Genomic DNA, 21,232 nt, shown 5'->3' with positions numbered 1-21,232 from the left:
CGATGATGGTGTTGATAATAAAAAGCAGCGATAAAAAATAATCGCTGCGTTCTTGGTTTGATTATGGCTGATGTTTAGCGCTTAGGTGATTTTAGTTAGCGTTAATACGGCGTTCAATCGCATCCATTAATTTACCTGTGATTGAAATATCAAATGCAGCTTCAATTTCACAAATACAGGTTGGGCTGGTTACGTTAATTTCAGTTAGCTTGTCACCAATGACATCAAGGCCAACAAAGATCAGGCCTTTTTCTTTTAAAATTGGCGCTACTGTTTCTGCAATTTTACGATCGGTGTTGCTAATTGGACGCGCTTCACCACGACCGCCAGCAGCAAGATTACCGCGAGTTTCGCCTTTAGCTGGAATACGCGCTAGGCAGTATGGCATTGGTTCGCCATCAACCACTAAAATACGCTTATCACCATTACTGATATCAGGCACGAAAGTTTGTGCCATGCAGTAGTTTTCACCCATTGCAGTTAATGTTTCAATGATCACCGATACATTAGGATCATTTTTCATTACGCGGAAGATAGACGAACCACCCATGCCATCAAGTGGTTTTAGGATCACATCACCGTGCTCTTTATGGAATGCTTTTAGTTTATCTGCACGACGGGTAACAATCGTGGTTGGCGTTAGTTCTGGGAACCATGCGGTAAATAATTTTTCATTACAATCACGTAGGCTTTGCGGTTTATTAACGATTAAAGCACCGTTATCTTCTGCACGCTCAAGAATGTAAGTCGCATAAATGTATTCAGTATCAAACGGAGGATCTTTACGCATTAATACAGCATCAAGATCCGCGAGTGGGATTTCTTGCTCATTATGGAATTCAAACCAGTCGTTTGGATCTTTTTTTACAGTGACTGTGCGAGTGCGTGCAATGGCGACACCTTGCTCTAAAGAAAGATCACTCATTTCCATGTAGTGTAATTCCCAACCACGACGTTGTGCTTCCATCATCATGGCAAAGGTCGAATCTTTTTTGATATTGATAGACTGGATAGGGTCCATCACGATACCTAGCTTGATCATTGTTTTCTCCTGATTACTTAGCCTAGATCACCAAAGCGAACTTGCAGTGCGGTAATGGCTGTCATTGCGGTAGTCTCAGTGCGTAATACACGTGGGCCTAATAGAATTTCATCAAATTTATATTGTTCTGTCATGCTGATCTCTTCAGCAGACAAGCCACCTTCTGGACCGATCAATAACCGTACTTTGGTTACTGGGGTAGGGAGGGTGTTAATTGAATAATGCGCTCGAGGGTGTAAATTCAGTTTTAAACCATCATATTCTTCAGCGCACCATTGCTCTAGTTTCATTACTGGGCGAATGGTAGGTACAACATTACGACCACATTGTTCGCAGGCGGCAATTGCAATTTTCTGCCACTGCTCAAGTTTCTTTTCAAATCGTTCAGCATTAAGTTTAACGCCACAACGCTCTGAAATAAGCGGTGTAATAGTATTAACACCCAGTTCAACTGATTTTTGAATGGTGAATTCCATTTTATCACCACGTGAAATCACTTGGCCTAAGTGAATATCTAATGGTGATTCAATGCTATGTTCAACTCGCTCTTGAATTTCAACTTCAACACTTTTTTTGCTGGCGTTACTGATAACAGCGGGAAATTCTGCATTACTGCCATCAAACAATAATACTTGTTGCCCAACTTGCATCCGCATAACACGGCCAACATGGTTAGCCGCATCGTCGCTAAGCATAACCGTACCTTGGCTTGGTAAAGGTTGTGGATGGTAAATTCGTGGAATTCTCATGATGCGGTCATCTGTAGTAATTGTTGAGTAATAAAAGATATTACCATGGTTAACGACAGAAGAGAGGGCAAAAATCAGTGTGGTGATGAACGAATAATAAAAATTATCGAGGTCGTTTAAATACGATTCAAATTACGATGCTTTGAGCTGTAGCGGTTGGCGACATTTACGGCAATGGTAGCTGGCTTGACCGCGTAGAACCTTATTGTGGCGTCGAATAGTTAGTGGGTATTCACTACAAGGGCAGTGATAGATAAATGTAGCACCAGCGACTGAATTAACATTAAAATTATGGGTCGTTCTCGGCGTAACATGAAATACTTCGGTCATAATTATTTGCCATTCACGACCATGCGGACGAACGCGACCAAAGTGTTTAAATACCACTAAATGGGCAACTTCATGAGCAACCACTTCATTAAGAAAAGCATCAGGGTTTTCAGTTAATAAGATAGGATTAAAGCGCAGTTCCCATTTTTGTAGATGGGCGGTACCTGCTATTTTTCCGCGTTGATTAAAATTAACTGTAGGTATCGTTAGGCGTTTATTAAGCCGTTGGTTCGCCTGTTTGATACAGCACTCTACGTGAGTAAGCACTTGCTTTTGTAACGGAGTCATAGCCCAAAATATCCTCAGTTATTATCTCTATTGATGCAAAATAACCATAGCTGACTATACACTGCAATATAAAAAGTAGCGGTTATTTTGTTTTAGACATAAAAAAGGGACGAATAATCGCCCCTTAGTGTTTGATAAACTTAAATTTATTATTATTTAAGTTTAGCGAAGTCGCGTAGTGCGTCTACTTTGTCTGTTTTTTCCCAAGGGAATTCTTCACGACCAAAGTGACCGTATGCAGCCGTCTTTTTGTAGATAGGCTGAAGTAGGTTTAGCATTTCTTGTAAGCCATATGGGCGTAGGTCGAAGTGCTGACGAACAGCTTCAATAATAATATCTTGATGTACTTTCTCAGTACCAAACGTTTCAATCATGATAGACGTTGGATCAGCAACACCGATAGCATATGAAAGTTGAATTTCACAACGATCAGCCATACCTGCGGCAACGATATTTTTCGCTACATAACGTGCTGCGTATGCTGCTGAACGGTCAACTTTTGATGGATCTTTACCAGAGAATGCACCACCACCGTGACGCGCTGCGCCGCCGTAGGTATCAACGATAATTTTACGACCGGTTAAGCCACAGTCACCCATTGGGCCACCGATAACAAAACGACCGGTTGGGTTGATAAAGAATTTAGTATCTTTACGTAACCATTCTGCGGGTAAAACTGGCTTGATGATTTCTTCCATTACCGCTTCACGAAGATCGGCTGTTGAAATTGAATCACTGTGCTGTGTTGAAAGAACAACTGCATCAATACCTACAATTTTACCTTGATCGTATTCAAACGTTACCTGAGATTTTGCATCAGGACGTAACCAAGGTAGGCTGCCGTTCTTACGTACGTGCGCTTGACGTTGAACTAAGCGGTGAGCGTAAGTAATCGGTGCTGGCATGAATTCTTTAGTTTCGTTGGTTGCATAACCAAACATAATACCTTGGTCACCAGCGCCCTGCTCTTTAGGGTCTGCTTTATCAACGCCTTGGTTGATGTCTGGTGATTGCTTACCAATGGTATTTAATACTGCACAAGAATTAGCATCAAAGCCCATGTCAGAGTGAACATAACCGATTTCGCGCACTGTTTCACGAGTGATTTCTTCGATATCAACCCAAGCTGATGTTGTTACTTCGCCACCGACCATTACCATGCCAGTTTTTACGTAAGTTTCACAAGCAACACGTGCTTTTGGATCTTGCTCTAAAATTGCATCCAAGACTGCGTCTGAAATTTGGTCTGCAATTTTATCTGGATGACCTTCTGATACCGACTCAGAAGTAAACAGATGTTTAGCCATTGATGGTCTCACTTATATTCATAAATTTGGTAGAACGGTAGCGGTAATACTGATACTGCACTGCATTCCATACGTTTATATGTATGGAGCTACCTCCGTCTAGACGTCTATAATACCCTGACCAGTTATAAAATCAACAATGTAATCTGTAAGGATTTAGTCAAATTTTTCGTTAATTAAAAATTATGCTGACTCTTGTTCTTGTTTTTAATATAAAAAAATGACGTAAAATTTGTTATATATTGTTGAATAAATTGAGTTTTTATAATTTTCTCAAAAAATAAAACGATTATATTTGACGGTATCTATTTAAGGCAATATTTCAATGAAATGAGGTGATTGCTGATAAATAGCAACATCATTTATTCGTGAATTATTATTTTATGACTATTTGGCGCAGATCTGTCTTCTCGCAATGCGGTATATCGTAAAGATTTAGCCAATAGAATTCATTATTAAAACTAATCTGAAGTTGCTGTTTTTATCGCTTTTAAAGCGTGGTTAAATATCTATAATGGCCACATCAAAACACGACCACAAGCCTTATAGAATCAATGGTTAGGCTATGGTTGTACTATTAAAAAAGCTTAGTTTTTTGAGGAAAAAGATATGACTGGTATCGTTAATAAAATTATTGCACTTTACACTCCTGTGTTCGCACCTATGTACAAAAGCGGCAACATGACTAAGTAAAGGTAGTGTTAAGGTTTACCTTAACCATTAAACATCTTCTTTAAGAAGGCTTTGAGCTGATTGCTCAAAGCCTTTTTTACGTTTAGGGCTAAAGTACATTTTCCTCAAAACAACGAATAACCCTCAAAACCATACTTTGTGGTTATATTTTTATATTTAGACATTCCGTTAACGATGTATTTCGCTGACGTTTGTCAATTTTTAGTTTTGTTACATTATTTATCTTTTCTTTATTTTTATTATGACTAAAATAAACTCATAAGTTTACTTTTTGAGTGTTGTGATGAAAAAAGCTATTTTAGGATTATTGTTAGGTGCAATGGTATTTGCTTCGATTCCTGCGCAAGCAAATAATTGGGGTTCTTGGGGCGATACTAAAAAAGGTCGTGTTGAGAGTGCTCGAATTTGTGGCAAGAATGGTTATATCTTTAAAGTTCGAGATAGTTTTTACGTTGCTAAATACCAATCAGGTAAACGCTTTGCCGTTGGTGTTCCCGTTAAAGCACGGTTTGGTAAAAATAAGTGGCTACGTGTTGAAGGGCTTAAGAACGACGGTAATTACCTTGTTAAGCGTAAGTACTACAGCTTAGCTAAAGCAAAAGCGAGCGCATGTGGTTTAGCGTGGTAAGTCATCTTTGATGATATGAATTGTAGAAAGGTCGCTCAGGCGGCCTTTTTTGCATCTGAATATTATTGAGTTGGTCGCATTACGAAGATATTCAAATGCAGGTTGTCGTTATGATGTTAGCCGAGTAGAAAAGCTGACTTTTTCATAAGTGGCTACCCAATAGCGTTCAAATGAAAATTTTGGAATTAAGTAACACTAATAACAATATAATAACGTTAGTTTTAGCCTCATTTAGCTTAACAAAACCGTTTAAAACGCTGACTTTGGGAGTGTTTTTGTATGAGTGACGATCACGTTGTCTTTCCCAGTTTAAAATGTCTCCTTTTAAGATAGTTCATTGTGGTAAAAATGGATTATAGAGTAGGGATGTCAGGGCTTTTTTCTGGTGCTCGGTCTAAATTGTTCTGGGTGAACTAGCACTGGATTCATTTCTTCAAGTTGACGGATTGCCCGTTGTTGGGCTGTACGTTTAGGGGCGCTTTTACTGCGACTACGCTTTTGTTGTTGGTCATATTGTTGCTGTTTTGCTTGGGCAAATTTTAATACTGCACCCAAACGTTTGTTATCAACTATCTGACCTTGGTCAACGTCTTCGAGTTTATCAAACACTTTAAAACCCAATTTTCGGTGACCATATTGGATCGCGATGGTGCCATCTGGGCGATCAAGAACCTTAACGACTTGATGCACAAGTCGTTGATTTTCTTCGGTTGGATCAATCAAATAGATAACTTTGTCGTATTGAAATGTCAGTGACTTTGAGACTTTTCTTGGTTCTTGCCATGAGAAAATATCATGTAATTCATCTACTGATTCTCGTAATGGTCGATGCATGTCTTTAGGATATTGAGCAGCTTTAGCAAAACGATGGTTAAAATCAGCAATAAAGTTGGGGAGCCATACATTAGCTTGTTCAATATTATCAATGTGTTGCAATCGCATTTCTTTGACTAAGCGATCTTGTAATGTTTTATTGGCACGTTCAACACGGCCTTTGGCTTGAGAGCTATTTGCGCAAATCAATTCAATGTTTAACTCATGCAATACACGACCAAACTGAGTGATGCGGTTTGTTTTTGCATCCCGTTTATTGACATGGAACACCGCATGTCGATCGCTGTAAAAAGCAGTGGGCTTGCCATGTTGCTCAATATATTCGCGCGTTGTCACCATGTAATCAAACGCAGATTCTGTTTCGCTAAACCGCAAGTTCATCAGTTTGCCGGTAGCATCATCAATGAAAACCAACAAACAACATTTGTCGCTGCGACCTTCAAACCAATCATGATGTGAACCATCTATTTGAATTAACTCACCATAACAATCGCGACGATAGCGAGGTTGATAAATGCAAGGCTTACGTTTGAAATGCGGAACCCAAAGGCCATCAGCGATCATCCATTGACGTAACGTTTCTAACCCAATTTTAAGGCTGTGGCGTTCAATCAGTTTTTCACGTGCCAATGTGGGTCCGAAGTCTGCGTAATATTCGTGGATGAGATTTAAAATACGCAGCCTATGATTATCATCATAACGATGATTACTTGGCACGCCGCGTTGCTGTGAAAGTAATCCGCCAGCACCGAACTGAGTAAAGCGTTTTACTAATCGTGATACTTGACGACAACTCAAGTTAAGTCGACGGGCAGCTTCAACACCAGTAATTTGTTTATCACAAACATCTTGAATAACTTTGATTCGGCTTAATTCATTTTCAGTCATAGTGAGCAACATTTATTGATTCCAGTTCATAGCAAAACCTATGATCTGAAGATAGTTCAACATGACATTTCTAACGGGTTCAAACCGGACATTTCTAAATGGGACCTACACACGTAGTACATGTTAGATGCCATATGTTAAATACAGGAATTTCCAACTCAAAGTCATACTAGGTGTCGAATGACGGGTATTTTAGATTTATGGGAGAATAAATCTATGTTGTACTTGAATAAGGTCGCTTATCGTAGTTTTTGTTGTATATGGATGTTATCGGGTATTGATATTTAATATTGTAAAGGGAGAGGTTAATCTCCCTTTTCCTTGTGGAAAGTACCAAACTGGAAAGTTATCAACACTTAATTAATTGATATTTAGCTTTATTTTATTTATTATTGATGAGTCTATTATTTTTTTTAGTATTAATGATAGTATTATCGTTGAAATAAAAATGATAGGAATGCGAATATAACCTTCATGTATATATTTCATTAAACTACCATTAATAGTCATTATCATTACACCTTCAATAAGATAAAGTTCATATGAAATATTACCTATTTTAAGCATCTTTGATGATATAAATCCTTTGTTGAATAATTTATCTGGAAGTAATATTAATGTTATTGTTGATAATAATATTGACATAAAATATGTAGGCGTATAGACATGTGTAATACTAAAGTACATAGTTAAAATTGTTAATATCACTAATGTAAATACTGCTTTTGATGGAATATCTTTTTTTATTAGTGCACTGTATCTTGCAAATAAAGCTCCAAAAAAGAAATAAGGGAAATAAAGAATTACTCCATATGAAGAGCCAAATGATGGTTGTGTTACTAATAATAAAATAAAAGGAGAAATCAAGTAGGCAAAGGGAATATTATTTTTTATATGTTTATTAATTATATAGAAAATAAAGTAACACAATGTTAAATATGTTACATACCACATTGTTGGATCTATCTTTGAGTCAAAATTAATTATTGAAATATATTTTATATAATCATATAAACTAAAATTTGAAGTCAATGCGAGTAGTATTGTAAATGTAATTGTCACTATCCAATATGGTATATATACGGATCTGATCCTTTTTTTCCAAAATGAATCTAATCCATTTTTTGATGTTGATTTTTCTAAACCATAACCAGATAAGAATAAAAAAACAGCAACACCAGTAGCTGCTACTTGTGAAAGTATCCCGTAATGAGAAATAAAGACAGATAAAATGGCTAATCCTTTAAGGATTGTTGACTTATTTCTTGAAATTATCATATAACACTCTAAATTCTTTATTTTATACTTCATTTATTTAAAAGTGAAATATTGATTATTTTTTAGTGCGCATAAATAGATTAACTGTTAAATACTGTCCATCGTGACGGTATTTTTATCAGTCTGGTGCTATTTGGTAGCTATTTCTATGTGATAGTGACTAACAGTGATAGCGGATCTCGACCCCAAGTCCGGGGTGACAATCATAAAGTTTGATTTCGCCTTGGTGTAAATCTGTCACCGCTTTAACTAATGTTAGTCCAATGCCTAAACCGCCATCATTACGTGATTTATTAATTCGATAAAGACGCTCAAAGACGCGATTTTTTTCTTGGTCATCAATCCCCGGACCATTATCGGCCATGGTGATCACCACATTATCTTGCTCTGTGTGGCACGAGAGTGTTAGCTGACTTGCTTGAGGGCAATAGCGCAGTGAATTTTCCACTAGATTAGCAACCTGTTGGATCAATAATTCTCGATCGCCTTGAATGAAAATAGGCTCTTTTTGAGAATTAAGAGTCAAGGTCATACCTGCATCTTCAGCAACCTCGGTATAAATTTCAGCAATAGTGTGGACGAGGTCAACTACATTTATGGTTTCAAATCGTTGGCGTCTATTACCTGATTCAATTTGAGATATACGCAGTAAAGCATCAAAGATATTGGCTAAGCGGTTGGATTCTTTGAGTGACAGTTCTAGCTGTTCAGAAAAATCATCATCCAGATTATCACTGTGTGCGTCAGCCATCTCATTAAGAGTCTGTAAGTTATATTGTAAGCGCGTAATCGGCGTTTTTAATTCATGCGCAATATTAGTCGAAATATCACTCATTGCAGCGACTACACTTTGTAGCCGTGACAGCATTTCATCGACGGTTGAGCCAATTCGAGTGAGATCATTACTTTGACTCGACATCATGGTTCTGGCTGATAACTCACCATTAGCAGCGGCATGTAATACTTTTTCAATACGGTCAATTTTCGACTGATTGCGTCGGGTCATAGAAATAACGATAGCAGAGCTGAACAGTACAACTAAAATACCCGATAAAATAAAGCCTGTTGCTAAGACGTCGATAACATCATCTTCATCGATAGGCTCTTTGTTGATCTTGGTGGTATTGCCAAGCATAAAGGCTTCAACATTATGTTCAATGTTGTTGTTTACTTTATCAAGATGATAATCAACATACGCAATAGTGAGGCTTGACATCAAAATTAAACTGATCACCGACACTATAATAAACATCAGTCCTTGCTGCATAGCAGAACTGCGCAACCAATTTGGTGATGGTAATCGTTGCTGAATTTGTGCAATGAAAGGATGCATTAGCTGTTTTTCCCGCGTTTGTGTTCTAACTTGTAGCCAGCACCTCGAACGGTATGAATAAGCTGATCACCAAACGGTTTTTCAAGCTTATTACGTAAACGGCTAATGTGGGTTTCCACCACACTGGTTTGGGGATCAAAATAGATATCCCACACATGTTCTAATAACATGGTTCGCGTGATAATACGCCCTGGATGGCGCAGAAAGAGTTCAAGAATACGAAACTCTTTTGGTTGCAGGGCTAAGACTTGTCCTTGGCGGATCGCGGTATGATCAAATAAATTAAGACGGAGATCGCCATAAATTAGCTCACTGGGTTTTGCTTCTGATAGTGTCGATGAGCGACGAAATAACGCCGATATTCGCGCTAATAATTCTGAAAAAGCAAAAGGTTTAGTTAAATAATCATCCCCGCCCGCTTCTAAGCCATCTACGCGATCATCAATGCCACCTAATGAAGTGAGAAAGATAATTGGCATTGAGATTTTGGATGCGCGAAGTGCTTTTACAAACGATAACCCATCTAACCCCGGTAACATGCGATCGACAATGGCGATGTCAAAGTGTTCAGACATGCATATCGCAAGGGCATATTTTCCGTTATCAATGCACTGCACATGATGACCTGCTTCTGTGAGTCCTTTTTCAATATAACGACTTAAGCTAGCGTCGTCTTCAACAAGCAGTATTTGCATAATGGCAGCCTTACAATCAGATAAAATCTATTGATGAAAATTTGAATAACTCGTTGATGTGCTAAAAAGGCGTAAAGGTCTGCGCTTTTAACATCTAACAGTTTTCTACATTATTGGTGTATATAACGCTATTTTTAATGCGATCCAAGATAAACCGGCATTGAATTAGGCGCGAGTAAACAAGTTTATCGTTATGTCGGCAAGATTAATACGCTATGGATGACAAGGCGGCGAGTGGTTTATGCACTCGCAGCTTTGTGATGGTGAGAAAGGGGTTAACCCATAACGCGAACATAATTAACATCAATCGAAGTGCTATTAAGTTCTTTATCAATTTCGCCTTGGATCGTGATCTTGGTTTGTGGGGTAACCTGTGCACCAAACCATTTATTATGATCAATATCTACCGTAATCGAGCCTGTACTATCGGTAAATTGATAATGCTCATCGCCTAATGATTTTGTAATGTGTCCGGTTAATGTAACTGGGGTGTCATCACTGAACATGCCAGCATCAAGAACGGCTTTGACTGTTTTTAGACCGACACTTGGGCCACTAAAACCTTGTTGTTGAGTTGTTACCGCATTGATGGGTTGCACTGTTGAAGATGCTGGTGTTGTTGCCGCAAATGCTGATGTTGATAACAGTAGCGCAGGAACAAGTAGCATAGCAAAGCGTTTATTAGACATTGTAAAATTCTCTGTTGTGTTTTGATGTGAGAATAATAACTCACGATCTATACACCGACCTTGCCTGTAGTTTACATTTTTGTAAGCTTTCTCTGATTGATGTTTTGGATACAAAAAGGCCGCTAATGTATTAGCGGCCTTGCAACGTTTTATATAAAAATTACAGAGTAGTTTGGTATATCAAGCGAACTGAAATAATTATTGATTTTCAGGTGCTAATATTTCATTGAATAACTGCTGCTTATGTAATTGCTCTGCTATATATTTTGTACCTGCGCGTGTTGTATGGCGCTTATCAGAGTAAAAACTATTACCCTCTTTATCTATAACATCACAACGATCACTATGACACATAACATGAGTCATATTGATGAAAGTGTAGTTGTATTCAGGCAATCTAGCATTTGCTTCAAATTGTTTATTTTGCACGGCTCGATTTTCCAGATCATTGTTGGCAATGTTCATTTTTGCATAATGGCCAAGATCTATTTTTTGTTTATAAGCTTCATAAGCCAGTGCTGATACTGGAATGTTAAATGATTTACCGCCAATAACATAGATTTTTGCATGCTGATTTTTAGCGCGAATATTTTGAATAGATTTAAAAATCCAATTCATATTAATATCGCGCCAATACATAGATAGAATAATAACGTTAGCTTGTTCAACAACATCGCCTTTATCTACATTTTTAATAAAGGTACTACATTTATTCTGCCACATTTGATTACCTTTAATCGTTGGTGATTGACTAAAGGCAATATTTTGTTCCGCTGGTGGTAAGTAGAAAAAGCCACAATCAGCTTCAACAACTCGTGAAACTATCTCAACATTCTTATTTAAACCTGCATCATAAAGATTATTAGTAAAATCACCGGCTTGTGAGTCACCAATGATTAAGACTTTTTCTTTATGTTCTTCAGTGAAAATTTGTTTATCTAAACGTCTTATATTGGCCCATGTGTAGGCTCCATTGTGATCTGTTTTTGTGTTAGTCGTAATTGCTTTTAAGTTTATTGTCGGAATATTGTAAAACAAACCAATATTTGATGAGACGGTATATGCTAACCCTAGAATTAAAATAAAGGGTAGGATAATTGCTTTTAGGCTTACTTTGTTTTTTTCTATAACAGTATAGCTAATAAATCCTAATAATATCGATAATGGAATACCGATAATCGCCCAATGATTTATATCAAAATAATGACCTATAACGACAACTGGCCAATGCCATAAATAAATCGAATAAGACCATAAGCCAATATTCTTCATTATTTTATTACTGGTAATAGGGCTGTTGCTATTATTTGCAAGGATAACTAATGCGGCGCCAACGACAGGAATTAGAGCTAAGTATCCTGGCCACATATCTGACTTAGAGATAAATACATAAGAGAGTAAAATTAAAAGTAATCCAACCCATTCGATATATTTTTTTGTTGGTTGGTTTAATGCTACAGGGTATAAAAATACTAGACCACCCGCTAACATTTCCCATGCTCGTGTAGGAAATAAGAAATAAGCAGGAGACGGCCAGTAATATGATGCGTAAATACTTATACCTAAACCAATAACAGTCGTTACAATCAGGATTTTTTTAATGTTATTAATAGAGATTATTTTTTTTAAAATAATTAAAGCAATTGGGTAGATAATATAAAACTGCCATTCGACAGATAATGACCATGTATGTAATAGCCATTTAGTTTGTGACTTTGTGTCAAAGTAGCCTGATTCTTGCCAATAAAATATATTAGATAAAAAGCTAATGCTACCAATGACATGCCGACCTAAAGCTTCAAGCTTCAGTGGCATTAGAAAGAACCAACAGAATATAAGTACAGTAGTACTCACAACTAATAAAGCAGGGATGATCCTTACTGCTCTAGCTTTATAAAAAGAAAGAACTGAAAAATTATTATTTTCTAGTCCTCTAAATATAATGCTAGTCATTAAAAAACCAGATATAACGAAAAAGACATCTACTCCAGCAAAACCACCCGGAATGAATGGGGTATTAAAATGAAATAGTACAACAGCAATAACTGCTATTGCTCTTAAACCGTTTATATCTTCCCTAAATTTCATTGGAACCTCATATTAATATAATTTTAAGATATTATATTGTCATTGAAGTGAAATTAATATGTTACAAATAATCACAATAATAATACTAACAAAAATATGACATTAGTTTAAAGTATATGATTAAATAAAAATATGACGAGGTATTAGATTATATGTAATATTGTTGAATAGTAAATGGTGAGTGGTTTTTATATTTAATTTATAATGCGGATTAATTAATATTGAATTTTCCATATTAAATTAATTAGGGTTTTAATTATTTATAATCTTGAAAATAAGGGGGCGATAAAAATAAAATGCCACTGATGTATCAGCAGCATTTTTTAGTCACTATAGAATCACAACGTTGATCGCTTGCAGACCTTTTTGGCCTTGTTCTACATCAAAAGACACTTTTTTGCCTTCTGGTAGCTTGGTTAATGTTTTATCTGTAATACCACTGCTGTGAACGAATACGTCAGCATTGCCTGTGTCTTGAGTTAGAAAGCCAAAGCCTTTTTCTTCGCTAAACCACTTCACTAAACCCGTTGCTTTATGCGACATGTGTAACCCTTTTTTTAAATGGAAAAATGAAAAAATGTGAGTGCTGATAAGCGTAAATTGTTAAATGCGACGATGAAGCTAAGGGAAACACTGAGGATTACAACATTAACGAAGATATTCTAAGGGTTTTACTTTTACTTGATGTTTCATTTATAACGCAGAGCAACAGCGCGCGACGATTATTTATTTAAAATGCAGGGTTGTAAAGGAGTATATGTGCAGAGGTTTGATGGTTAGTATGATCAACGATTCAGTTGTGGTCGTTGTGATGTTTTTCTTTGCGGTGATATTGGCAGTAACTGTGTCTTTAATTACCGTTAAATAGAGAGATCAATCATCATGCAAATCAATGTTGTTTTTAAAGTGATTGGCGGCAGTGATAAGAATAAAAGTGATGAATGTCACATATAAGTCTTTCTATTATGTAATAGGATTATTTCGCCAATAAATCTGTAGTTACTTTATTTCTAATGGTTGTCGTGATTTGCTTGAAATAACCTAAAAAAAGCCAGTTTGGATAACAAAAAAATAGCATTAACAAGCGATTAAAGTGGTTTGTTATTCATGTTTTAGGTTTTTATTAGAGTAATTTATGTGATTATATGTTTGATTATGAACATATTTAATTAAACGCAGTGAGAGTTGTCACAATTATGGTGATTCTCAAACTTGGTTGGTATACACTAACGCCGCTTGGTTTTTTTGTAGCACGGATATGACACTAAAAGTCGCAATAAATGGATTCGGTCGCATCGGTCGCAGTGTGCTACGCGCATTGTACGAAAGCGGTAAACATCACCAGATTATCGTCGTGGCGATCAATGAGTTAGCGGAGCCGGAAGCAATGGCTCATCTGCTTCAGTATGATTCAAGCCATGGGCGGTTCGGTAAGCCTGTCAGTTATGATCAGGAGCATCTATTTATTGCCCATGAAAATGGTCACCGCGATCAAATTCGCCTGCTTCATCAACCGGATCTTAAACGGTTACCTTGGCATGATTTGGACGTCGATATTGTCCTTGATTGTACCGGTAAGTTTGGTTCTCGTGCTGATGGCTTAGCCCACATCGATGCTGGTGCTAATAAAGTGTTATTTTCCCATCCTGCTGCCAAAGATATTGATTTTACTGTGGTATATGGCGTTAACCATCAACAGTTAACCCCGCAACACACGATTGTTTCTAATGGCTCTTGTACGACGAATTGCATCGTGCCCATCATTCAAGTATTGGATGATTGTTTCGGTATTGAAACGGGCGCTATAACCTCAATTCACTCTGCAATGAATGATCAGCAAGTTATTGATGCTTATCATCCTGATTTACGCCGAACGCGTGCTGCTAGCCAATCCATTATCCCAGTAGATACCAAATTACATTTAGGTATCGGTCGTATTTTTCCGAAGTTTTCTGACAAATTTGAAGCTATTTCTGTGAGGGTGCCCACAATAAATGTCACCGCCATGGATTTAACGGTTACTGTTACAACAAACGTGAAAGTTAATGACGTAAATCAAGCATTATTGAATGCGTCTCGTTGTACATTACAGGGTATAGTGACTTATACCGAAGCACCACTAGTGTCGATTGACTTCAATCACGATCCTCATAGCGCGATTGTTGACGGCACTCAAACCCGCGTTAGTGGTCAGCATTTAATTAAAATGTTGGTGTGGTGTGATAATGAATGGGGATTTGCAAATCGCATGTTAGATACTGCGTTAGCAATGGCGGCAACAGATAGTACTGTTGTAACGTCGTCAAAATAAGTAGTAAGAATTATAGGGTTTGGCAGTGACGCCGGGCCATGAAATTTATGAACTTTTATTTTAAATAATGTTGAGAGGGCAAAACATGTCTGTAATCAAGATGACTGATCTGGATCTAGCTGGTAAGCGTGTATTTATTCGTGCTGACCTAAACGTGCCAGTAAAAGACGGTAAAGTAACTTCAGATGCACGTATCCTTGCATCTCTACCTACTATTCAGCGCTGCTTAGAAGCGGGCGCTAAAGTAATGGTTACTTCTCACCTAGGTCGTCCAACGGAAGGCGAATACGCAGAAGAATTCTCTCTACAACCTGTAGTTAACTACTTAAACGACGCACTAGATTGTGACGTTAAATTAGCGAAAGATTACCTTGATGGTCTTGAGCTAAATGCAGGTGAGCTTGTTGTTCTTGAAAACGTACGTTTTAACAAGGGCGAGAAGAAGAACGAAGACGAACTATCTAAAAAATACGCTGCACTTTGTGACGTATTCGTAATGGATGCATTTGGTACGGCTCACCGTGCACAAGCATCTACTTACGGTGTAGGTATGTTTGCACCTGTAGCATGTGCAGGTCCACTACTTGCTGGCGAACTAGAAGCGCTAGGTAAAGCAATGGATAACCCAGCACGTCCAATGGTTGCTATTGTTGGTGGTTCTAAAGTATCAACTAAACTAACCGTTCTTGAGTCACTAGCTAAAATTGCTGACCAAATCGTTGTTGGTGGTGGTATTGCTAACACATTCATCGCGGCTGAAGGCAACGATGTAGGTAAGTCACTTTACGAAGCTGACCTTATTCCAACAGCACAAGCACTAATGGCAAACACTGCTATTCCAGTAGCAACTGATGTTGTTTGTGCTAAAGAGTTCTCTGACTCAGCTGTTGCAACTATCAAACCATCAACTGAAATTGCTGCTGACGACATGGTTCTTGACCTTGGTCCTGATTCAGCTCAAGCACTTGCTGACATCATCATGAACGCAAAAACTATTCTTTGGAATGGTCCAGTTGGCGTATTTGAGATTGAGCAATTCGGTAAAGGTACTGAAGTTGTTGCTAACGCAATCGCAGCATCTGCTGGTTTCTCTGTTGCAGGCGGCGGTGACACACTAGCAGCTATCGACAAATACGGCATCAAAGACAAAGTATCTTACATCTCTACTGGTGGCGGTGCTTTCCTTGAGTTCGTTGAAGGTAAAAAATTACCAGCAGTTGAAATGCTAGAAGCTCGCGCTAAAGCATAATTTATTTGGCGCGAAAACTGGATGTATTTATCATAATAGTGATAGTTTTCGCGTTTAAATGTTTGTGATAGACGTTATGTTTCAGTAAAATAGAAGCTTATCGCAAACGTTTGCACAAGAATTTTTCCACAGACAACAAAGTAAATATAGGACTATTGTTATGTCTAAGATCTTCGATTTTGTAAAACCTGGTGTTATTTCTGGCGACGACGTACAGAAAGTATTCGCTGTAGCAAAAGAAAACAAATTTGCTCTACCTGCTGTTAACTGTATCGGTACTGATTCAGTAAACGCTGTTCTTGAAGCTGCTGCTAAAGTTAAAGCACCAGTTATCGTTCAGTTCTCTAACGGTGGCGCACAATTCTTTGGCGGTAAAGGCCTTAAACTTGAAGGTCAAGGCCCTCAAATTCTTGGTGCTGTTGCTGGTGCTAAATACGTTCACGCGGTTGCTGAGTCTTACGGCGTCCCTGTAATTCTTCACACTGACCACGCTGCTAAGAAACTTCTTCCTTGGATCGACGGTCTACTAGATGCTGGTGAAGAGTTCTTCGCTCAAACTGGTAAGCCTCTATTCTCTTCTCACATGCTAGACCTTTCTGAAGAGTCTCTAGAAGAAAACATCGAAATCTCAGCTAAATACCTTGCGCGTATGGCTAAGATGAACATGACACTAGAAATCGAATTAGGTTGTACTGGTGGCGAAGAAGACGGCGTTGATAACTCTCACATGGACGCATCTGACCTATACACTTCACCTGAAGATGTTGCATACGCATACGAGAAACTAAACGCAGTTAGCCCACGTTTCACTATCGCTGCTTCTTTCGGTAACGTACACGGTGTTTACCAAGCAGGTAACGTTGTACTTACTCCAACTATCCTTCGTGATTCTCAAACATACGTTTCAGAGAAGTTTGGTCTACCGACTAACACTCTAAACTTCGTATTCCACGGTGGTTCAGGTTCTTCTGAAGCTGAAATCCAAGAGTCAATCGGTTACGGTGTTGTTAAAATGAACATCGATACTGATACACAGTGGGCTGCATGGGATGGTATCCGTCGTTACGAAGCTGCTAACCACGATTACCTACAAGGTCAAATCGGCAACCCAACAGGTGAGTCAGCGCCAAACAAAAAATACTACGATCCACGCGTATGGTTACGTGCAGGTCAAGTATCTATGGTTGAGCGTCTAGAGAAAGCATTCTCTGACCTAAACGCAATCGACGTTCTATAATTTCGATTTCGTCACTAGATAAAATGTGAAAAAGCCCACTTCGGTGGGCTTTTTTTTGTATGTAAGAAGTAGTTAGCATTATTAGGCATCCGTTGATAATTTATATTTTTTTATAATTGTTCGATTTTTTTTACTAGCCATTTGGTTAATAAAGGATTAATAATGCACCGTTTCTTTGATGTTAGAACACTCAATGCAGATAATTATACTAATCGCAGCATTGTTAGCGATTATTGTCTAACATCACATTTGTTGCAAAGGTGTTATTTTTTTACTGGTTACGGTATGATTTACACATTACAACATTTTACTATTGTTATACTTTGAGAGAGATACCTTCATGACACAAAGCGTTACTGACAAGGTTGTTGAGAATATATCCGATAATTCACTGACTAATGGTGTATTACACGCGGGTAATTGGATTTCTAAAAACCAAGATCTATTAGTTCAATATGCAGTTAATATTGTTTCAGCATTACTGATTTTATTTATTGGTAATATCATTGTTAAACTAATTGCTGGTTCAATTGCTAAAGTTTTACGCAAAAAAGACATGGACAACGCGGTTGTTGAGTTTATTCATGGTCTAGTGCGTTATGTGTTATTCGTTATTGTTTTAATTGCAGCATTAAGTCGTATTGGTGTTCAAACAGCGTCAGTGGTTGCTGTTATTGGTGCCGCAGGTCTTGCTATTGGTCTTGCACTTCAAGGGTCATTATCAAACTTTGCAGCCGGTGTGTTGATTGTTGGTTTCCGCCCATTCAAATCTGGCGACTATGTTGAAGTTGCTGGTGTTGCGGGTTCTGTAGAATCTATTCAGATTTTCTCTACTGAATTACGTACGCCTGATAACAAAACAGTTATCGTGCCAAATGCTCATATTATTGGTAACCCAATTACTAACTTCTCTCGTAATGATACCCGTCGTATCGATTTAGTGATTGGTGTTTCTTACAATGCTGATTTACAGAAGACCAAAGAAGTACTTCGCCGTGTAGTAACAGCGGATACACGTGTACTTCAAGATCCAGAACCAACTATTGGTGTGGTTGCTCTTGCTGATTCTTCTGTTAACTTTGTGGTACGTCCATGGGTTAATACGCCAGATTACTGGGCTGTATATTTCGATCTAAACCAAGCGATTAAAGAAGAGCTTGATAAAGAAGGTATCGAAATCCCATTCCCACAGATGGATGTTCATGTAAATAAAGTTGGCGCTTAATTTGCCCAAGTTTTAATTATATGACACTAAAAAAGAAGCCTGCGGGCTTCTTTTTTTTATCTAGATAAAAGCTAATTGTCGCATTAATGATGTTTATAACACGATATTATTACTGAATGATTTCTGAACTGTAACTAAAAAACAGTGTTCATTATATTAAGGCTTTGTTAGCATAGCCTTCTCATTTACAGATAAGCAACAATGTATTTATTGATATAGTTATTGATGTTTATATAAATAACTACCCCTGTTGTGCGTTCAATAAAAAGGATGAATAATGAAAAAACAATGTTTAGCGATGATGGTACTTGGCGCTAGTGCGTTTGTTTCAACTGCTGCAATGGCGGCAGATATTCCATTTCCTCATTTAGAAACAACTGGCCGTGGTGAAGTGACGGTTAAACCGGATATGGCGGTTTTTTCTGTCAATGTGGTTGAAACTAAGAAAACAGCGGTTGACGCTAAGTTAGCTGTCGATCAAGCGGTAACGAAGTTTATTGAACGTTTACAAACAGCAGGCGTAGATAAAAAAGATATTAATAGCGCTAATATTTCATTATCAGCGCGATATACTTATCCAAAAGACCATAAACCGGAACTAGCAGGTTTTAAAGCCAGCCGTAATATTGAGGTGACGGTGCATCAACTAACTAAGCTAAATACGTATTTAGATGACGCGTTAGGTGATGGTATTAATCAAATAAATAATATTGATTTAAAAGTGGCAGATACTGAGAAATATCAGCGTCAGGCACGTCAAAAAGCGATTGAGAATGCTCAGCAAGTTGCGGCATCTTTAGCGCAAGGTTTTGGTAATAAGATCGATGGCGTATGGCAGATTGATTACAATACCAATAGCCAACCAATGCCATATCGTCGTAGTAACGATGCGGTGATGTATAGCAGTATGAGTAAAGGATCAGTTGATCAAAGCTATACCGATAATAATATTGTGATTAAAGACAGTGTAAATGTGATTTTTAAATTAGCTGAAAAATAATCTAAGTATAAAAATAAAACCAATCTAGATTAGATAGCCATAAAAAAGGAGAGCATTATGCTCTCCTTTTTCGTTATTAAACCGTTAATCTATTAATGTAGGATACGGGCACGAATCGTACCTTCAATGGATTTCAGTTGTTGTAGTGCTTCTTTTGAACGCTCAGTTTCAACATCAATAACCACATAACCGACTTCGGCACCTGTTTGTAAGAATTGGGCGGCGATGTTAATGCCTTCTGAAGCAAAAATGGTGGTAATTTGATTTAACACGCCAGGGCGGTTGTGGTGAATATGAAGTAATCGAGAACAACTACTATGATGTTCTGGTAGTGATACTTCAGGAAAACCTACCGCTGATAATGTCGAGCCATTGTCTGAGTATTTTACTAATTTCCCCGCCACTTCAATGCCAATATTTTCTTGGGCTTCGTGAGTAGAACCACCAATATGTGGGGTTAATAGCACGTTATCAAATTGCATTAGAGGTGAGTGAAATGGGTTATTATTGGTTTGTGGCTCAACAGGGAACACATCAATGGCAGCGCCTGCAATGTGTTTGCTTTCTAAAGCGCTACAGAGAGCATCAATATCAACCACGGTGCCACGTGCTGCATTAATAAAAATAGAACCCGGTTTCATGCGTGCGAATTCTTCGACTCCCATGAGATTAGCGGTACCTTGTGTTTCTGGTACATGTAAGCTCACCACATCGGACTTATTGAGTAGTTCCGATAATGAACCAACTTGAGTCGCATTGCCGAGCGATAACTTGTTTTCAATGTCATAGAAGCACACTCGCATGCCTAAATTTTCAGCTAAAATACCTAACTGAGTACCAATGTGACCATACCCAATAATGCCAAGGGTTTTGCCTCGTGCTTCAAATGAATTATCCGCTGATTTGAACCATTCGCCACGGTGTGCTTTTGCGTTTTTCTCGGGAATACCACGTAATAATAATAAGATTTCACCGATAACCAGTTCTGCAACACTACGGGTGTTTGAAAAAGGGGCATTAAAAACAGGGATACCACGTATCATGGCTGCGTTTAGATCAACTTGATTGGTACCAATACAGAAACAACCGACAGCGGTCAGTTTTTTAGCGGCAGCAAAGACTTCTGGTGTTAATTGAGTACGAGATCGAATACCAATGAAATGGACATCTTTGATGGCTTCTAATAGTTGTTCACCATCGAGAGAGCCTTTGTGATAGTCAATATTGCTATAACCTGCTTGTTGTAAGACTTCTACTGTTGAGGGATGGAGACCTTCAAGGAGGAGGATTTTTATCTTTTCTTTATTGAGTGACACTGTTGCCATAAGTTCTTATCCTTAAAAACGTGGCGACTGATAATGATAATAT

General features: G+C 38.0%; 18 protein-coding genes. 6 read left to right on the top strand and 12 right to left on the bottom strand.

The features are described from left to right. Nucleotides 1-91: 91 nt before the first annotated feature. The 4 genes from gshB to metK all read right to left on the bottom strand — a co-directional run bounded on the left by gshB (nt 92) and on the right by metK (nt 3,716). Nucleotides 92-1,042, bottom strand: coding sequence for a glutathione synthase (gshB, locus tag C9J51_RS16390; RefSeq protein ID WP_107275248.1), 951 nt, complete (start codon nt 1,040-1,042; stop codon nt 92-94). Nucleotides 1,043-1,059: 17 nt separating this feature from the next. Then, entirely contained in the window at nt 1,060-1,791 is a 732-nt protein-coding gene (rsmE, locus tag C9J51_RS16385) for a 16S rRNA (uracil(1498)-N(3))-methyltransferase (protein WP_045037804.1), read from the bottom strand. A 132-nt stretch (nt 1,792-1,923) separates the two neighbouring features. Continuing rightward, on the bottom strand, nt 1,924-2,409 hold the full coding sequence (locus C9J51_RS16380) for a SprT family zinc-dependent metalloprotease (RefSeq protein WP_045040874.1): 486 nt from the start codon (nt 2,407-2,409) through the stop codon (nt 1,924-1,926). Between the two features lie 152 nt (nt 2,410-2,561). After that, a complete protein-coding gene (gene metK / locus C9J51_RS16375; protein ID WP_045037806.1) occupies nt 2,562-3,716 on the bottom strand; it encodes a methionine adenosyltransferase in 1,155 nt (384 codons plus the stop codon). A gap of 976 nt (nt 3,717-4,692) precedes the next feature. Between metK and C9J51_RS16370 the strand changes: the two genes are divergently transcribed. Then, on the top strand, nt 4,693-5,037 hold the full coding sequence (locus tag C9J51_RS16370; protein WP_045040873.1) for a hypothetical protein: 345 nt from the start codon (nt 4,693-4,695) through the stop codon (nt 5,035-5,037). 369 nt (nt 5,038-5,406) lie between these two features. Here C9J51_RS16370 and C9J51_RS16365 read toward each other — a convergent pair whose 3' ends face one another. From C9J51_RS16365 to C9J51_RS16335, 7 genes are all read right to left on the bottom strand, one after another. Then, on the bottom strand, nt 5,407-6,759 hold the full coding sequence (locus tag C9J51_RS16365; RefSeq protein ID WP_107275249.1) for an ISNCY family transposase: 1,353 nt from the start codon (nt 6,757-6,759) through the stop codon (nt 5,407-5,409). Nucleotides 6,760-7,119: 360 nt separating this feature from the next. Beyond that, on the bottom strand, nt 7,120-8,037 hold the full coding sequence (locus tag C9J51_RS16360; protein ID WP_170073321.1) for an acyltransferase family protein: 918 nt from the start codon (nt 8,035-8,037) through the stop codon (nt 7,120-7,122). A gap of 160 nt (nt 8,038-8,197) precedes the next feature. Then, nucleotides 8,198-9,370 (bottom strand): sensor histidine kinase, encoded by a 1,173-nt coding sequence (locus tag C9J51_RS16355; RefSeq protein WP_045037809.1) that lies wholly within the window; start codon nt 9,368-9,370, stop codon nt 8,198-8,200. Beyond that, nucleotides 9,370-10,065 (bottom strand): response regulator transcription factor, encoded by a 696-nt coding sequence (locus C9J51_RS16350; RefSeq protein WP_045040239.1) that lies wholly within the window; start codon nt 10,063-10,065, stop codon nt 9,370-9,372. Before C9J51_RS16350 ends, C9J51_RS16355 begins: the two co-directional genes overlap by 1 nt. 275 nt (nt 10,066-10,340) lie before the next feature. Continuing rightward, nucleotides 10,341-10,754, bottom strand: a complete 414-nt coding sequence (locus tag C9J51_RS16345) for a NirD/YgiW/YdeI family stress tolerance protein (protein WP_107180493.1) — start codon at nt 10,752-10,754, stop codon at nt 10,341-10,343. Between the two features lie 198 nt (nt 10,755-10,952). Next, nucleotides 10,953-12,842, bottom strand: coding sequence for an acyltransferase family protein (locus tag C9J51_RS16340; protein ID WP_107275246.1), 1,890 nt, complete (start codon nt 12,840-12,842; stop codon nt 10,953-10,955). Between the two features lie 330 nt (nt 12,843-13,172). Continuing rightward, on the bottom strand, nt 13,173-13,385 hold the full coding sequence (locus tag C9J51_RS16335) for a cold-shock protein (RefSeq protein ID WP_045037812.1): 213 nt from the start codon (nt 13,383-13,385) through the stop codon (nt 13,173-13,175). Between the two features lie 715 nt (nt 13,386-14,100). Between C9J51_RS16335 and epd the strand changes: the two genes are divergently transcribed. From epd to C9J51_RS16310, 5 genes are all read left to right on the top strand, one after another. Next, nucleotides 14,101-15,153: an erythrose-4-phosphate dehydrogenase gene (gene epd / locus C9J51_RS16330; RefSeq protein ID WP_045037813.1), complete on the top strand. Its 1,053-nt coding sequence runs from the start codon at nt 14,101-14,103 to the stop codon at nt 15,151-15,153. 85 nt (nt 15,154-15,238) lie between these two features. Continuing rightward, nucleotides 15,239-16,402: a phosphoglycerate kinase gene (locus C9J51_RS16325; protein WP_045040237.1), complete on the top strand. Its 1,164-nt coding sequence runs from the start codon at nt 15,239-15,241 to the stop codon at nt 16,400-16,402. A 160-nt stretch (nt 16,403-16,562) separates the two neighbouring features. Further along, nucleotides 16,563-17,639: a class II fructose-bisphosphate aldolase gene (fbaA, locus tag C9J51_RS16320; protein ID WP_045037815.1), complete on the top strand. Its 1,077-nt coding sequence runs from the start codon at nt 16,563-16,565 to the stop codon at nt 17,637-17,639. 340 nt (nt 17,640-17,979) lie between these two features. Next, nucleotides 17,980-18,864 (top strand): small-conductance mechanosensitive channel MscS, encoded by an 885-nt coding sequence (gene mscS, locus C9J51_RS16315; protein ID WP_045040236.1) that lies wholly within the window; start codon nt 17,980-17,982, stop codon nt 18,862-18,864. A 277-nt stretch (nt 18,865-19,141) separates the two neighbouring features. Then, nucleotides 19,142-19,864 carry an oxidative stress defense protein gene (locus C9J51_RS16310; RefSeq protein ID WP_045037817.1) on the top strand — a complete coding sequence of 241 codons (723 nt, stop codon included), beginning with the start codon at nt 19,142-19,144 and terminating at the stop codon, nt 19,862-19,864. A 92-nt stretch (nt 19,865-19,956) separates the two neighbouring features. On the opposite strand, the gene serA is transcribed toward C9J51_RS16310, so the two are convergent. Continuing rightward, the gene (gene serA, locus C9J51_RS16305) at nt 19,957-21,189 is read right to left on the bottom strand and encodes a phosphoglycerate dehydrogenase (protein ID WP_045040235.1); all 1,233 of its coding nucleotides are present in this window, start codon (nt 21,187-21,189) and stop codon (nt 19,957-19,959) included. Nucleotides 21,190-21,232: the final 43 nt, after the last annotated feature.

The organism is Photobacterium iliopiscarium (assembly GCF_003026395.1).
GTDB lineage: Bacteria > Pseudomonadota > Gammaproteobacteria > Enterobacterales > Vibrionaceae > Photobacterium > Photobacterium iliopiscarium.
The sequence above is the reverse complement of the archived record's forward strand: the minus strand, read 5'-3'. Positions and strand labels throughout refer to the sequence as shown.

Bases quoted from the DNA above. Each gene is read 5' to 3' on its own strand.
- C9J51_RS16370 (WP_045040873.1), top strand. From the start codon at position 4,693: ATGAAAAAAGCTATTTTAGGATTATTGTTAGGTGCAATGGTATTTGCT.
- rsmE (WP_045037804.1), bottom strand. From the start codon at position 1,791: ATGAGAATTCCACGAATTTACCATCCACAACCTTTACCAAGCCAAGGT.
- C9J51_RS16325 (WP_045040237.1), top strand. From the start codon at position 15,239: ATGTCTGTAATCAAGATGACTGATCTGGATCTAGCTGGTAAGCGTGTA.
- C9J51_RS16365 (WP_107275249.1), bottom strand. From the start codon at position 6,759: ATGACTGAAAATGAATTAAGCCGAATCAAAGTTATTCAAGATGTTTGT.
- metK (WP_045037806.1), bottom strand. From the start codon at position 3,716: ATGGCTAAACATCTGTTTACTTCTGAGTCGGTATCAGAAGGTCATCCA.
- C9J51_RS16310 (WP_045037817.1), top strand. From the start codon at position 19,142: ATGAAAAAACAATGTTTAGCGATGATGGTACTTGGCGCTAGTGCGTTT.
- gshB (WP_107275248.1), bottom strand. From the start codon at position 1,042: ATGATCAAGCTAGGTATCGTGATGGACCCTATCCAGTCTATCAATATC.
- C9J51_RS16340 (WP_107275246.1), bottom strand. From the start codon at position 12,842: ATGAAATTTAGGGAAGATATAAACGGTTTAAGAGCAATAGCAGTTATT.
- C9J51_RS16345 (WP_107180493.1), bottom strand. From the start codon at position 10,754: ATGTCTAATAAACGCTTTGCTATGCTACTTGTTCCTGCGCTACTGTTA.
- serA (WP_045040235.1), bottom strand. From the start codon at position 21,189: ATGGCAACAGTGTCACTCAATAAAGAAAAGATAAAAATCCTCCTCCTT.
- C9J51_RS16350 (WP_045040239.1), bottom strand. From the start codon at position 10,065: ATGCAAATACTGCTTGTTGAAGACGACGCTAGCTTAAGTCGTTATATT.
- C9J51_RS16360 (WP_170073321.1), bottom strand. From the start codon at position 8,037: ATGATAATTTCAAGAAATAAGTCAACAATCCTTAAAGGATTAGCCATT.
- C9J51_RS16380 (WP_045040874.1), bottom strand. From the start codon at position 2,409: ATGACTCCGTTACAAAAGCAAGTGCTTACTCACGTAGAGTGCTGTATC.
- epd (WP_045037813.1), top strand. From the start codon at position 14,101: ATGACACTAAAAGTCGCAATAAATGGATTCGGTCGCATCGGTCGCAGT.
- C9J51_RS16355 (WP_045037809.1), bottom strand. From the start codon at position 9,370: ATGCATCCTTTCATTGCACAAATTCAGCAACGATTACCATCACCAAAT.
- mscS (WP_045040236.1), top strand. From the start codon at position 17,980: ATGACACAAAGCGTTACTGACAAGGTTGTTGAGAATATATCCGATAAT.
- fbaA (WP_045037815.1), top strand. From the start codon at position 16,563: ATGTCTAAGATCTTCGATTTTGTAAAACCTGGTGTTATTTCTGGCGAC.
- C9J51_RS16335 (WP_045037812.1), bottom strand. From the start codon at position 13,385: ATGTCGCATAAAGCAACGGGTTTAGTGAAGTGGTTTAGCGAAGAAAAA.